Annotated in this window: 14 protein-coding genes and 1 pseudogene; 9 read left to right on the top strand and 6 right to left on the bottom strand. The window is 72.8% G+C overall.

All coding sequences use genetic code 11. From position 1 onward, the window contains the following. The first annotated feature begins 28 nt into the window (after window positions 1–28). From G7070_RS03265 to G7070_RS03255, 5 genes are all read left to right on the top strand, one after another. Entirely contained in the window at window positions 29–613 is a 585-nt protein-coding gene (locus G7070_RS03265; RefSeq protein WP_166231939.1) for a TetR/AcrR family transcriptional regulator, read from the top strand. 43 nt (window positions 614–656) lie between these two features. After that, a complete protein-coding gene (locus G7070_RS03260; RefSeq protein ID WP_246227263.1) occupies window positions 657–1,847 on the top strand; it encodes a pyridoxal-phosphate dependent enzyme in 1,191 nt (396 codons plus the stop codon). Continuing rightward, window positions 1,805–2,101, top strand: coding sequence for a hypothetical protein (locus G7070_RS18300; protein ID WP_246227261.1), 297 nt, complete (start codon window positions 1,805–1,807; stop codon window positions 2,099–2,101). Before G7070_RS03260 ends, G7070_RS18300 begins: the two co-directional genes overlap by 43 nt. Then, window positions 2,098–2,394: a trehalase-like domain-containing protein gene (locus tag G7070_RS18295; RefSeq protein WP_246227259.1), complete on the top strand. Its 297-nt coding sequence runs from the start codon at window positions 2,098–2,100 to the stop codon at window positions 2,392–2,394. The genes G7070_RS18300 and G7070_RS18295 overlap by 4 nt, the downstream gene beginning before the upstream one ends. Window positions 2,395–2,489: 95 nt before the next feature. Next, window positions 2,490–3,980 carry a glycoside hydrolase family 15 protein gene (locus G7070_RS03255; protein WP_246227258.1) on the top strand — a complete coding sequence of 497 codons (1,491 nt, stop codon included), beginning with the start codon at window positions 2,490–2,492 and terminating at the stop codon, window positions 3,978–3,980. A gap of 41 nt (window positions 3,981–4,021) precedes the next feature. Here the strand turns inward: G7070_RS03255 and G7070_RS03250 are convergent, their stop codons facing one another. The 5 genes and pseudogenes from G7070_RS03250 to G7070_RS03230 all read right to left on the bottom strand — a co-directional run bounded on the left by G7070_RS03250 (window position 4,022) and on the right by G7070_RS03230 (window position 8,244). Beyond that, the gene (locus tag G7070_RS03250; protein WP_166231937.1) at window positions 4,022–5,053 is read right to left on the bottom strand and encodes a 2-oxoacid:ferredoxin oxidoreductase subunit beta; all 1,032 of its coding nucleotides are present in this window, start codon (window positions 5,051–5,053) and stop codon (window positions 4,022–4,024) included. After that, a pseudogene (locus tag G7070_RS03245) lies at window positions 5,050–6,899 on the bottom strand (2-oxoacid:acceptor oxidoreductase subunit alpha). The gene G7070_RS03250 and the pseudogene G7070_RS03245 overlap by 4 nt, the downstream one beginning before the upstream one ends. A gap of 91 nt (window positions 6,900–6,990) precedes the next feature. Continuing rightward, window positions 6,991–7,317: an NADH-quinone oxidoreductase subunit I gene (locus G7070_RS03240; RefSeq protein ID WP_166231935.1), complete on the bottom strand. Its 327-nt coding sequence runs from the start codon at window positions 7,315–7,317 to the stop codon at window positions 6,991–6,993. After that, a complete protein-coding gene (locus G7070_RS03235; RefSeq protein ID WP_166231933.1) occupies window positions 7,314–7,868 on the bottom strand; it encodes an NADH-quinone oxidoreductase subunit C in 555 nt (184 codons plus the stop codon). The genes G7070_RS03240 and G7070_RS03235 overlap by 4 nt, the downstream gene beginning before the upstream one ends. Continuing rightward, entirely contained in the window at window positions 7,861–8,244 is a 384-nt protein-coding gene (locus G7070_RS03230; RefSeq protein WP_166231931.1) for an NADH-quinone oxidoreductase subunit B family protein, read from the bottom strand. The genes G7070_RS03235 and G7070_RS03230 overlap by 8 nt, the downstream gene beginning before the upstream one ends. Window positions 8,245–8,311: 67 nt before the next feature. Here G7070_RS03230 and mptB point away from each other — a divergent pair, with 67 nt between their 5' ends. Continuing rightward, a complete protein-coding gene (gene mptB, locus G7070_RS03225) occupies window positions 8,312–9,757 on the top strand; it encodes a polyprenol phosphomannose-dependent alpha 1,6 mannosyltransferase MptB (protein WP_166231929.1) in 1,446 nt (481 codons plus the stop codon). 24 nt (window positions 9,758–9,781) lie between these two features. Then, window positions 9,782–10,711, top strand: a complete 930-nt coding sequence (locus G7070_RS03220; protein WP_166231927.1) for an enoyl-CoA hydratase/isomerase family protein — start codon at window positions 9,782–9,784, stop codon at window positions 10,709–10,711. A 3-nt stretch (window positions 10,712–10,714) separates the two neighbouring features. On the opposite strand, the gene G7070_RS03215 is transcribed toward G7070_RS03220, so the two are convergent. After that, window positions 10,715–11,536, bottom strand: coding sequence for an exodeoxyribonuclease III (locus tag G7070_RS03215; protein WP_166231925.1), 822 nt, complete (start codon window positions 11,534–11,536; stop codon window positions 10,715–10,717). A gap of 166 nt (window positions 11,537–11,702) precedes the next feature. Here G7070_RS03215 and efeU point away from each other — a divergent pair, with 166 nt between their 5' ends. Beyond that, complete coding sequence (efeU, locus tag G7070_RS03210) at window positions 11,703–12,623, top strand: iron uptake transporter permease EfeU (RefSeq protein ID WP_166231923.1); 921 nt, start codon at window positions 11,703–11,705, stop codon at window positions 12,621–12,623. After that, window positions 12,620–13,846, top strand: coding sequence for an iron uptake system protein EfeO (gene efeO, locus G7070_RS03205; RefSeq protein WP_166231921.1), 1,227 nt, complete (start codon window positions 12,620–12,622; stop codon window positions 13,844–13,846). The genes efeU and efeO overlap by 4 nt, the downstream gene beginning before the upstream one ends. The last annotated feature ends 2 nt before the right edge of the window (window positions 13,847–13,848 follow it).

Here is a 13,848-nt window from a genome sequence, read left to right as displayed (position 1 = left end):
CGGTGCTCCACGGAAGGGAGTTGCAGGGATGCGGGCCAGCAAGCGCGACCACATCGTCGACGCCGCCACCGCGCTGATCAGGCGCGATGGGGTTCGCGCGGCCTCCATCGCGAAGATCATCGCCGCCTCCGAGAGCTCTGCCGGCAGCGTCTACCACCACTTCGCCAACAAGAACGAGATCGTCCTCGCCGTCGCCCGCAAGGCCCTGGTGGAGCCGCTGGAGGCGACGCTGGCCGCCCAGGAGGGCCAGGCGCTGTCGCCGGGCACGCTGCTGCGGCTGCTGTCCGGCGCGGTCGTCGACGGGACGGTCGACTCCTCCCTGATCGTGCAGCTGTGGGCGGGTGCGGCCGACGAGCCCCAGCTTGGCCTCATCGTGCGCGAGCAGATGGAGGGGGTGCGCCGCCGCGCCACCGCGGGGCTCGTCACCTACCTGCGCGAGCAGGGGGTCGCCGACGCGGAGCTGCGGGCCAACCTGCTGGCCGTGCTCACCATGGGGCAGATGATGGGGCTGCTCGCGCAGCGCACCATGATCCCCGACTTCGACCAGGTCGCCTACCTGCAGGCCGCCTCCCGGATGCTCGACGCCGCCGCCCTGGGACGCCTCCCCGCGTGAGCGCCGCGGACGGCCATCCCGCGCGCTGGCTAGGCTGGCGTCCGTGAAATACGTCTCGACCCGCGCCGTCACGGACGCCGACGCCCGGCCCTTCTGCGACATCCTGCTGGAGGGCCTGGCGCCCGACGGCGGGCTCTACGTGCCGCAGGCCTACCCGCACGTCGACGCCGAGACGCTCGAGGCGTGGCGCGCGGTGCTGGCCGAGGAGGGGTACGCAGCGCTGGCCGCCCGCGTCCTGGAGCTGTTCGTCGACGACATCGACCCGGCCGACCTGCGCCGGCTGTGCGAGCGCGCCTACGGCCCCGACCGCTTCGACCTCGACGGCGTCGTCGGGCTGACCGACCTGGGCGACGGCCTGCTGCTCGGCCACCTGTCCCAGGGGCCGACCGCCGCGTTCAAGGACATGGCGATGCAGCTGCTGGGCGAGCTCTTCGAGTACGAGCTCGAGCGCCGCGACCAGACGCTGACGATCCTCGGGGCGACCAGCGGCGACACCGGCTCGGCCGCCGAGCACGCGATGCTCGGCAAGGACCGGGTCACGGTGTTCATGCTCACCCCCGCCGGACGCATGACCCCGTTCCAGCAGGCGCAGATGTTCAGCATCGACGACCCGGCGATCGTCAACGTCGCCGTCGAGGGCGTCTTCGACGACTGCCAGGATCTGGTCAAGGCGGTCAACGCCGACGCAGGGTTCAAGGCAGCCCACCGCATCGGCGCGGTCAACTCGATGAACTGGGGCCGGGTGGTCGCGCAGATCGTGTACTACGTGGCGCTCACCCTGCAGGCCACGGACGGCCCGGGGCAGCGGGTCAGCTTCGCGGTGCCCAGCGGGAACTTCGGCAACATCTGCGCCGGCCACGTCGCGCGCAGCATGGGGCTCCCGATCGCCGACCTGATCCTGGCCACCAACGAGAACAACGTGCTGGCGGAGTTCTTCGCCACCGGCACCTACCGCGTCCGGGGGCGGCCGAGACGCACGCCACCTCCAGCCCGTCGATGGACATCTCCAAGGCATCCAACGTCGAGCGGTTCGTCGCCGACCTGCTCGGGCGCGACGGCGCCCGCGTCGCCGAACTCTTCGGCCCGACGCTGGCCACCGAGCGCGCTTTCGGCCTCGCCGGCGAGGAGGCGTTCGCCGGGGTCCGGGACCGCTACGGCTTCGTGGCCGGCTCCTCGACGCACGCCGACCGGGTGGCGGCGATCCGGGCCGAGCACGCGCGCAGCGGCGTCGTGATCGACCCGCACACCGCCGACGGCGTCCACGTGGCCCGGACGCTGCTGGCCGCGGGGCAGGCGTCCGCGCCGGTGATCGTGCTGGAGACGGCGCTGCCGGTGAAGTTCTCCGAGACGATCGTGGAGGCCCTGGGCCGGGACGTGCCGCGTCCGGAGCGGTTCGCCGGCCTGGAGGACCTGCCCCGGCACGTCGTCGACCTGCCCAACGACGTCGGCGCGCTCCAGGCGCTGATCGAGGAGCGCGCGACGCAGTGAGCCGGCCGATCGAGGACTACGCCCTGCTGTCCGACCTGCACACCGCCCCGCTGGTCAGCCGCGAGGGGAGCATCGACTGGTTCTGCGTGCCCCGCTTCGACTCCGAGGCGGTGTTCTGCGCGCTGCTCGGCGGCCCCGAGAACGGCTACTGGCGGCTGGGGATCTGCGACGCGACCGTCGCGTCGCGCGGCTACGTCGGCGACACCTTCGTGCTCGAAACCATCTGGGAGGGCCCGCACGGCCGCGCGCGCGTCACCGACTTCATGCCCCCGGCACCGACCACGCCGACCTGATCCGCCGGGTCGAGTGCCTCGAGGGCCGCGTCGAGGTCGAGAACGACATCGAGTTCCGGTTCGAGTACGGCAGCCGGACGCCGTGGGTGCGGCTCGTGCGCCACGGCGAGGTCGACGCGCTGCTCGCGGTGGCCGGCCCCCACGCCGTCGAGGTGCATGGGCCGACGCTGTGGGCCGGGCAGGAGTGCGAGGAGGCGAACGCCGAGGCGGGCGCGGCCACGGGGCGGCTCACGGGCCAGCACGAGCTGTCCGCCGGCGAGACGGCGTGCTGGGTCATGACCTGGGCGCGGTCGTTCGTGCCCATGCCGCAGCCCGGCGACCCGGAGGAGCTGCTCGCCGAGACCCTCGCGTTCTGGAACGCCTGGGCCGAACGGGTGGCGCCCGACCCGGGCGAGCGGCGCGAGCACGCCGCGGAGGTGATGCGCTCGCTGCTGGTGCTGCGGGCGCTGACGGACTCGCGGACCGGCGGCATCGTGGCGGCCCCCACCACGTCGCTGCCCGAGGAGTTCGGCGGCTCGCGGAACTGGGACTACCGCTACACGTGGCTGCGGGACGCGGCCTTCACCATCGAGGCCATGATCGCCCACGGCTACCCCGAGGGCGCCGAGGTGTGGCGCGACTGGCTGCTGCGCGCCATCGCCGGCGAGCCGAACCAGCTCCAGATCATGTACGGGCTCGGCGGCGAGAAGCACCTGCCCGAGCGCGAGCTCGCCGGGCTGTCCGGCTACGCCGACTCGCTCCCGGTCCGCATCGGGAACGCGGCCGCCGAGCAGTACCAGGCCGACGTCGCGGGCGAGGTGATGCTCGCCCTGGCGCAGTTGCGTGAGGCCCGCGGCTACGACGCCGAGTACTCGTGGCGGATGCAGCGCAACCTGATCGAGTACTGCATCGAGAACATCGAGCGACCCGACAACGGCATCTGGGAGATGCGCGGCGAGCCGCAACACTTCACCCACGGCCGGGTCATGATGTGGGCGGCGTTCGACCAGGGGATCAAGGCTGTCGAGCGGTACGGGCTACCCGGCCCCGTCGAGGAGTGGCGCGCGTGCCGCGCCCGGCTGCACGACGAGATCTGGGCCCACGGCTTCGACCGGGAGTTGAATACTTTCACCCAGGCCTACGGCGGAACCGAGGTGGACGCGTCACTGCTGCAGCTGCCGCAGACCGGGTTCGTCGGCTACGACGACCCGGCGATGCTCGGCACGGTCGCCGCGATCGAGCGCGACCTGAGCGGGCCGGGCGGCCTGCTGCGCCGCTACCGCACCGAGACCGACGTCGACGGCCTGCCCGGCGACGAGTACGCGTTCCTGATCTGCTCGTTCTGGCTGGTCGAGCAGCACGCGATGACGGGACGCCGCGCCGACGCAGAGGCGCTGATGGCGCGCCTGGTCGCGTGCGCCAACGATGTCGGCCTGCTGGCCGAGGAGTACGACGTGACCGGGGGACGCCTGGCCGGGAACTACCCGCAGGCGTTCAGCCACCTGGGCCTGATCCGCGCCGCCGACGCCTTGGACGGGCTCCTGCAGCCGGTCCCCGGCTCCCGGCCGCTCCGGCTTCCCGCGGCCCCGGACGCCGGGGACGCGTAGCCCCCGGCGGGGAGCCGCCGGTCAGCGGCGGCGCCGTGACGTCACAGCACCGTCCAGGTGTCGGGCCCGGCGACCAGCTTGGCCAGCTCGGCCGTCCGGTCGGCGGGCATGTGGACCTGCTTGCGGGCCTCGTCGTCGAACACGGGGCGGTCGACGTCGCGCAGGATCCCGATGGGGGACACCGACAGCCCCTGGGTGTCGGTGAGCTGCGAGAGCTGGAAGGCCTGCGTGGCGTCCGGGTTGTGCGCGTCGTGGACGAGCAGGTCGGCCGGGTCCACGTCGCTGACCGCGGTGATCCCGAGCGAGCCGTCGGGCTTGCGCACCACGCCCAGTTCGCCGCCCGCGAAGGTGATCGGCTCGCCGTGCACCAGCGGGATGACCGCCGGGGAGTCGGGGGACTTGAGGCCCTCGAAGGCGTCGTCGTTGAAGATCGGGCAGTTCTGGTAGATCTCCACGATGGACGCGCCGCGGTGGTTCACCGCCGCGGTGAGCACGTCGGTCAGGTTCTTGCGGTCGGAGTCGATGGCGCGTGCGACGAACGTGGCGTCGGCGCCCAGCGCGAGCGTCAGCGGGTTGAACGGGTGGTCGACCGAGCCGGCCGGCGACGACTTGGTGACCTTGCCGGTCTCCGAGGTGGGCGAGAACTGGCCCTTGGTCAGGCCGTAGATCCGGTTGTTGAACAGCATGATCGTGATGTTCACGTTGCGGCGCAGCGCGTGGATCAGGTGGTTGCCGCCGATGCTGAGCGCGTCGCCGTCGCCGGTGACCACCCACACGGCCAGGTCCGGACGCGACATCGCGACGCCGGTGGCGATCGCCGGGGCGCGGCCGTGGATCGAGTGCAGGCCGTAGGTGTCCAGGTAGTAGGGGAACCGCGAGCTGCAGCCGATGCCCGACACGATGACCGTGTTCTCGCGCCGGACGCCGAGTTGCGGCATCAGCGACTGGAACGCGGCCAGCACGGCGTAGTCGCCGCAGCCGGGGCACCAGCGCACCTCCTGGTCGGAGACGAACTCCTTGCGGTTGAGCGGCGTGAGCGAGAGAGGAACGCCGGCGAGTCCGGTGCTCATCATGCCTCCAGGGTGTCGATGACGTCGATCAGGTGCGGAGCCAGTTCGGCGGGGCTGATCGGCAACCCCCGCACGCGGCTGTAGGACTGCACGTCCACGAGGTAGCGGGCCCGCAGCAGCAGCGCGAGCTGGCCCGAGTTCATCTCCGGCACGATGACGCGCTTGTACGCGCGCAGCACGTCGCCGGTGTTGGCGGGCATGGGGTTGAGGTGCCGCAGGTGCGCGGTGGCGACCTTGCGGCCGGCCTCGCGGACGCGGCGGGCGCCGGCCGCGATGGGTCCCCACGTGGAGCCCCAGCCCAGCACGAGCACCTCGGCGTCGCCGTCGGGGTCGTCGACCGTCAGGTCGGGCAGGTCGGCGACGATCCCGTCGATCTTCGCCTGTCGGGCCGCCACCATGAACGCGTGGTTGTCGGGGGCGTAGCTGACGTTGCCGGTCTTGTCGGCCTTCTCGATGCCGCCGATGCGGTGCTCCAGCCCCGGCGTCCCCGGCACGGCGAGCGGGCGGGCGCCCTTCTCGTCGCGCAGGTAGGGCAGGAACTCCCCGTCGGGCCCGTTGGGCTCGGTCGCGAACGCCGGATCGATGCGGGGCAGCGCCGCCACATCGGGGATCAGCCACGGCTCCGCGCCGTTGGCGAGGTAGCCGTCCGACAGCAGGATCACCGGCGTCCGGTAGGTCAGCGCGATCCGGACGGCCTCGATGGCCGCGTCGAAGCAGTCCGCCGGGGACTGGGCGGCGATCACCGGGAGCGGAGCCTCGCCGTGGCGGCCGTACATGGACTGCAGCAGGTCGGCCTGCTCGGTCTTGGTCGGCATGCCGGTGGCGGGGCCGGCGCGCTGGATGTCGCAGATCACCAGCGGCTGCTCCAGCATCACGGCCAGCGATATGGTCTCGCTCTTGAGCGCCATGCCGGGGCCGGACGTCGAGGTGACGCCCAGCATCCCCGCGTAGGAGGCGCCCAGGGCGGCGCCGACGGCCGCGATCTCGTCCTCGGCCTGGAAGGTGGTGACGCCGTGCTCCTTGGCCTTGCTGAGCTCGTGCAGCACGTCCGAGGCCGGCGTGATCGGGTAGGCACCCAGGAACAGCGGCAGGTCGGCGGCCACCGAGCCGGCGATCAGGCCCAGCGCGAGCGCCTTGTTGCCGGTGATCTGCCGGTACGTGCCCGGCGGCACGGGGGCGGCCGCGATCTCGTAGCGGACGGCGAACGTCTCCGTGGTCTCCCCGAACGCGTGCCCGGCGAGGAACGCGGCCTTGTTGGAGTCGCGGATCTCCGGACGTGCGCCGAACTTGTGGTCGAGGAACTCCAGCGTGTGGCCGACGGGGCGGGTGAACAGCCAGGTCAGCAGGCCGAGCGCGAACATGTTCTTCGCGCGCGAGGCCTCCTTGCGGCCCAGCTTGAACCGCTCCACCGACCCGACGGTCAGCCCGGTGAGGTCGATCGCGTGCAGTTGGTAGTCGGTCAGCGAGCCGTCGACGAGCGGGTCGGCCTCGTAGCCGACCTTCGCGAGGTTGCGCTTGGTGAACTCGTGGGAGTCGGCGATGACGACGCCGCCGCGCTTGAGGTCGGCGAGGTTCGCCTTGAGCGCCGCCGGGTTCATCGCCACCAGGACGTCGGGGCGGTCGCCCGGCGTCTTGATGTCGGTGTCGGCGAAGTGCAGCTGGAAGCTCGACACGCCCGCCACGGTGCCCTGGGGGCCCGGATCTCGGCGGGGAAGTTGGGCAGGGTGGCGAAGTCGTTGCCCAGACTCGCGGTGTCGGAGGTGAATCGATCGCCCGTGAGCTGCATCCCGTCGCCGGAGTCACCGGCGAAGCGAATCACGACGCGGTCGAGGGATTGGACATCGGTCACGGCTGAGGGCCTCTTTCTGATGATGACTCGACTCCCAACAGTAGTAGCTTCCTCAACCACGCGGCCGGGGACGCCCGGGACGTCTCGCCTGTCAACCCGCGGGGGTCCGCTGCGCGGCGTCGGGCATCAGGTCGGGCGCCATCGCCGCCACCGAGGTGGACGCCGGCGGCGGAGCGTCGCGCCACTCGAGGGCGTCGAAGGGGCACTCCTCGATGCAGATGCCGCAGTACAGGCACAGCGACCAGTCGATCGCGAAGGCGTCCAGGACCAGCCGGGTGCGCTGCCGCGGCCCCGGCGGGGAGTCGGGCAGGGGCTCGGAGTGGCTGGCCAGGGAGATGCACCACGTGGGGCACTCCCGCGCGCAGATCATGCAGGAGGTGCAGCGGTCCGCGATCAGGGCGATGGAACGGTGCGTCATCGCCGCCTCCGGACCCGGCCGCCCTGCAGCGACGCCGCGACCTCCTCGGGCGCGGCCGGTTCACCCTCCCGCTCGCCCCACACGTCGGGGTCGGGGACGCCGGGCGGCACCATCCGGCGCCGGGCGGCCGAGGCGGCCTCGCCGGGCTCCTTGCCGCCCGGCCAGGGCCGCGCGACCCGGGCCGCGAGCACGGCGTCGCGGCGCAGCGGGTGCCCCACGGCGTCCGGGCGCAACAACAGCGGCCGGTTGTCGCCGCCGTCGAACGTGATGCCGAAGAAGTCGCGGACCTCGCGCTCGTGCCAGGCGGCGCCGGCGATGAGGTCGCGCAGGCTCGGCAGGTGGGGGTCCTCGCGCCCGGCGGTGAGCGTCTCGAGCCGGACGCCGTCGGCGTCCGGGGTCGGCGCGAGCCGGATGAGGACGCGGAAGGCGTCCTCGCGGCCGATCTCGTCGGTGGCGCCCAGCCAGTCGAACCAGGTGTTCCCGGACGCCAGGGCGGCGGCGACCGCCGCGCGCCACTCCTGCGGCGGGACGCGCCGCACGGCGTCAGGCATCGGCGTACCCCCTGGTCAGCAGCAGCTCCAGCGCCTCGGGAGTCGGCGGGCAGCCGGGGACGTAGCGGTCGACGGCGACGAGCTGGTCCACGCCCTTGGTCACCACGGGGGAGTCCCAGTACGGGCCGCCCGCGCTCGCGCACGCCCCGAACGCGACCACGCGCGCGCCGGGATGCGCGGCCACCGCGGCGGCGACCGCCGGGGCGACGGCGTCGGTGACCGTCCCGGCCACGAGCAGCACCACCGCCGAGCCGGGCGGCGGCTCCGGCAGCGCGGCGCGCCCGGCGACGGCCGCCTCGACCTCGAGGACGCAGCACGCCAGCGGGATCACCCCGACGGTCAGAACACCGTCCCCGAACCAGTCGTAGTAGCGCACCGCCCCAGATTGCCACAGCGCGGTTGGCTAGGCTGGCGTTCGATTCGTCGAGGGCAGGAGGACGGCCGTGGTCAGCGGGCTCGCCGGTCGGTGGCAGGACCTCCTGGCCGCCATCCGCCTGGGTCCGGTGCGCCTCGGGCTGCTGGGGACGGTCCTGCTGGTGCTGGGATCGCTGTCGCCGGCCTACCTGCCCCAGGCCAGCCCGTACTGGCCGGTGATGCGCGCGCTCGGCCTGGACAACGAGGTCGCCCGGGTCGCCGCGACGGCGCTCGTGATCGGCGCGGTGGGGCTGCTGATCCTGGCCTGGTACCGGCTGCGTCCGGCGGTGTACGCCGACGTCAAGCCCTGGGCGATCCTGTGCTGGTGGGCCCTGCCGCTGCTGATCGCCCCGCCGATCTTCAGCCACGACGCCTACTCCTACGCCGCGCAGGGCTGGCTGATCCAGAACAACCTCAACCCCTACGAGGTCTCGCCCAGCGTCCTGCCGGGCACCTTCGCCGACCAGGTCGCGTGGCTGTGGCGCTACACCCCGGCGCCGTACGGACCGCTGGCGCTCACGATGGCGCACTGGCTCGACATGCTGGCCGGCTTCAACCCCTACTACTCCGCGGTGGCGCAGCGGATCCCGGCGCTGGTCGGCGTCGCGCTGCTGGTGCACTTCCTGCCCCGGATCGCGCGCCAGCTGGGGCTCGACCCGCGGCAGACCGCCTGGTTCTCCACCATCAACCCGCTGCTGGTGATCGACCTGATCGGCGGCGCGCACAACGACGCCCTGATGCTCGGCCTGGTCGCGCTCGCCGTCTGGCTGGCCTACCGGGGCTGGTACTGGCCCGCCGTCGTCGCCGTCGGCGTGGGCATGGCGGTGAAGCAGCCCGCGCTGCTCGCGGCGGTCCCGGTCGCCGTCATCGGATCGAACTGGGAGTCGTGGCGGTGGCGCGACCTCGTGCGGTTCCTGCCGCGGGCGCTGGTGACCTTGGTCGGCGTCCTGATCATCTTCGCCGCGATCTCGCTCGCCACCGGGCTGGGGTTCGGCTGGCTCAACGCGGTGGGCGTGCCCGGCATGATCGTGACGCTCGCCCCGTTCAGCATCCTGGGCTGGCTCGCCGAGCAGGGCTTCACGCTGCTGGGCATGGAGGCGGTCGGCGCGGCCGCGCCGCCGCTGCTGCAGTCGGTGAGCCTCGCGATCGCGATCGGGCTCATGGGCTGGCTGGGCATCAAGTACGCCCGCACCGAGCCGATCACCTTCCTGGCGTGGGCGTACCTGGCCTTCGCCGTGTTCGGCCCGGCGCTGCACACCTGGTACCTGCTGTGGGGGGCACTGTTCCTGCCGCTCGCGCGCGTGAGCGATCGCGTCCTGCGGACCGCCGCGGCGGTCACGTCCGTCCTGCTGGTCTACGGCGCCGGCAACCTTGCCTGGCGCAACGCGAGCATCGCGCTCGCCCTGGCGGCGGTGGCCGCCGCCGCCATCTGGCTCGTCCTGCGCCGCCGCGCACGGGCGAACGCCATCGTCTGACCCCGAGGCTCGAGGAGGAGCGCCATGTCCGAAGCGGAACTGTTGACCGAGGTGCGCGACGGCGTCGGGTACCTGACGCTGAACCGGCCGCGCGCCATCAACGCGCTCACCGTGGCGATGATGCACGGCATGCGCGACACGCTGGCGGCGTGGGCGGACGACGACGCCGTCACGAGCGTGGAGCTGTCGGGGGCGGGGGAGCGCGGGCTGTGCGCCGGCGCCGACGTCCGGGCGCTGCGCGACGCCGTGCTCCAGGGCCGCGACTACGGGGAGTTCTTCGACCTGGAGTACGGGCTGGACCTGATGATCGCCGACTACCCCAAGCCGTACGTGGCGCACCAGCGCGGCATCACGATGGGCGGCGGGCTGGGCGTCTCGGCGCACGGCTCGCGGCGGATCGCCTACCCCGACACCGCGTTCGCGATGCCCGAGACGATCATCGGGTTCACCCCCGACGTCGGCATCGCCTGGTTCCTGGCCCACGCCCCCGGGCAGACCGGCACGCACGTGGCGCTCACCGGGGCGACGGTGGGAGCGCGCGACGGCGTCGCGCTGGGGCTGGCCGACGAGGTCGAGGGCGACGCCGCCCCCGGCACCCTGGAGGCTGACCGGGAGTGGATCGACGCCTGCTACGCGTTCGAGGACGCGGCGCAGGTGATCGCCGCGCTGGAGAACCACCCCGACCCGCGCGCCCGGGCCGCCGGGGCCGATCTGCGGCTCCGCAGCCCGCTCAGCGTCGCGGTCACGCTGGAGGCGCTGCGGCGCGTGCCGGGGATGACGGGCGTCGCCGACGTCCTCGACCAGGACCGCCGGCTCGCCGAGCACATGATCGGCAGCCCCGACTTCGCCGAGGGCGTCCGGGCGCAGCTCGTCGACAAGGACAAGCGGCCGCGCTGGTCGCACGCCCGCATCGAGGACGTCACCCGCGCCGAGGTGGAGGCCTGCTTCCGCTGAGAGTCACACCTCGTAGTCGACCACGACGGGGGCGTGGTCGCTGATCCGTGCCTCGTAGGTGGGGGCCCGGTGCGTCCCGCCCGCGACCGCGCGCGCCGCCAGCCCGGGGCTGGCCAGGTGGTAGTCGATGCGCCAGCCGGCGTCGTTGGTGAACGACTGGCCCCGCCAGCTCCACCACGAGTAGGGGCCCTCGGCGTCGGGGTGCAGGCCGCGGACGACGTCGACGAGCGTGCGTGGCCCCAGGATCGAGGTGAACCACGCCCGCTCCTCGGGCAGGAACCCCTCCGAGCGCTGGTTGGTCCTCCAGGCCTTCAGGTCCGCGGTGGTGTGGGCGATGTTGAAGTCGCCCATCACGAGGAACTCCCGGCCCGCACGCGCCGCGTCGCGCCGCGCCCGGGTCAGGTAGGCGCGGAACGAGGCCAGGAAGCGCATCTTGCGCCGGTACTTCGCCGGGTCGGCGTCCGGCCCGGCCCAGGTGGCCCCCTTGGGCACGTAGACCGACCCGACCGTCACCCCGAAGCCGTCGACCTCGTAGTCGGCCTCGATGTAGCGGCCCTCGGCGTCCGAGGCGCGGTGGCCGAAGCCGTGGCGGACGGCGGACGGCGGCACCCTGCTCGCCAGCGCGACCCCGTTGCGGCCGGCCAGGTTGCCCTCGTGGTAGCACAGGTGATGGTCGCCGAACACCTTCTCGGGGACGGCGGCGGCCGGGGAGCGCATCTCCTGGACCGCCACGATGTCGGGCCGGGCGTCGTCCAGCCAGGCGTCGATGCCGCGCCGCTGGGCGGCGCGGATCCCGTTCACGTTGAAGGAGGCGATCCGGAGCACGCGGCCAGGCTAGGCCACCACGCCGCCGCCCGCCGATGAATTAGGTGACCAAAACGGTGCGGAATTGACGCGGCGGGTCGAGAATCGGCTAGCATCGATCCTCGGTAAGGCAAGCCTTACCTGACCGCACGCCGCGGCCAACCCGAAGTGAAGGACAGGGGTACCCGTGCTCGGTGCATTCCTGATCGGCCTGCGCGAAGGCCTCGAGGCCGCCCTGGTCGTGGGCATCCTGGTGTCGTACCTGACCAAGCTCGGACGCCGCGACGTCCTGCCCCGGCTGTGGCTGGGCATCGGGTTGGCGGTCGCGCTGGCGGTCGCCGTCGGCGCGGTGCTGACGTTCGGCGCGTACGCCCTCACGACCCAGGCGCAGGAGATCATCGGCGGCGTCCTGTCGCTGCTGGCCGTCGGCCTGGTGACCTGGATGATCTTCTGGATGCAGAAGGCGGCGCGCAACCTCAAGCGCACCCTGGAGGGCGAGCTCGACAAGGCGCTGGCCCTCGGCTCGCTGTGGGGGATCGTGATCGTCGGCTTCGTGTCGGTGGCCCGCGAGGGCATCGAGACGGCGCTGCTGCTGTGGTCGATGGTCGAGTCCGCGGGGGCGGCGCCGCAGGCGCTGGCCGGCGCGCTGCTCGGCCTGGCGATCTCGGTGTGCCTGGGCTGGCTGATCGCCCGCGGCATGGTGAGGCTCAACCTCGGTACGTTCTTCACCTGGACCGGCGGGCTGCTCATCGTCGTGGCGGCCGGCGTGCTCGCCTACGGCCTGCACGACCTGCAGGAGGCCGGCGTCCTGCCCGGCCCCTTCAGCGCGCTGGCCACGCTCGACCCCGCCACCGGCGCGGTCGGGATCGGGGCGGCCGGCTTCCCGTTCGGCTACGCCTTCGACGTCTCCGCGACGGTCGCGCCCGGCGGCACGCTCGCCACCCTGCTCCAGGCCACCGTCGGCTTCATGCCCGCCATGACCTGGGTCCAGGTCCTGGGCTGGGCGCTCTACCTGGCCGTCGTCGGCGGCCGCTTCCTGTCCCGGGTGCAGCGCCGGCCACGTCCCGCGCCGCAGCCGTCCCCCTCTCTCGCTCAAGGAGCCTCGTGAACCGTCCGTCCCTGACCGCCCTGCTCGCGGTCCCGACCCTCGCGGTCGCCCTGTCCGGCTGCGTCGCCAAGGCCGACGTGGCCGCCGCGGGCGGCCCGCTCACCGTCACCTCGGACGCCGCCGCGTGCGCCGTCTCCGCGAACCGGGCGCCCAGCGGGACGCTGGCCTTCCAGGTCACCAACGGCGGCGACCAGATCACCGAGTTCTACCTGCTCGCGGACGACGGCCTGCGCATCGTCGGAGAGGTGGAGAACATCGCGCCCGGCGCGTCCCGGACGCTGACCGTCGTGGCCCAGCCCGGGGAGTACTTCACGCTGTGCAAGCCGGGCATGGTCGGCGCCGGCGTCGGCCGGGCGGCCTTCACCGTGACCGGTGACGCCGTCGCGGTCACCGGCGAGGACGCCGAGCGCAAGCAGCAGGCCGTCGACCTGTACGGCGCCTTCGTCAAGGACCAGGTCTCCCAGCTGCTGCCCCAGGTGCAGTCGTTCGCCGACGCCTACGCGGCCGGGCGCGACGACGAGGCCAAGGCGGCGTTCCCGAAGGTGCGCGCCTACTACGAGCGCATCGAGCCGGTCGCCGAGGCGCTGGGCACCCTCGACCCGCGCATCGACTACCGCGAGGTGGACGCGGTGGCCGAAGAGCTGGACTGGACCGGGTTCCACCGCATCGAGAAGGACCTGTGGCAGCCCGCCCAGGACGCCCTCAACTCCGACGGCGAGCCGGCCTGGAAGGACTGGAAGCCCTCCACGCCCGCGGAGCGGGCCGCGTTCGGCGCGCAGCTCGTCGCCGACGTCCAGGAGCTGTACGACTACGTGCACGGCGACGAGTTCGCCGCCGCGCTCAAGGAGCAGGGCGTCGCCGGGCTGTCCAACGGCGCGATCGCGCTGCTGGACGAGGTCGCCACCGGCAAGATCACCGGCGAGGAGGACTGGTGGAGCGGCACCGACCTCTACGACTTCGCCGCCAACGTCGAGGGCTCGAAGATGGCGTTCTCGCTCGTGCGCGACTTCGCGTCCGGCAAGGGCGAGGAGGGCACCAAGCTCGTCGCCGCCATCGACCGGGGCTACGCCGCGCTCGAGGCGTCGCTGGCCGAGCACGGGTCGCCGGAGCAGGGCTATGCGGCCTTCTCGACGCTCACCGACGCCGACAAGCGCGCCCTGATCGACGAGATCAACGCCCTGGCCGAGCCGCTGTCCCAGCTCACCACCACCATCCTGGAGTGATC

The organism is Propioniciclava coleopterorum (genome assembly GCF_011393335.1).
Lineage (GTDB): Bacteria > Actinomycetota > Actinomycetes > Propionibacteriales > Propionibacteriaceae > Propioniciclava > Propioniciclava coleopterorum.
This window is presented reverse-complemented; position numbering and strand designations above follow the sequence as displayed.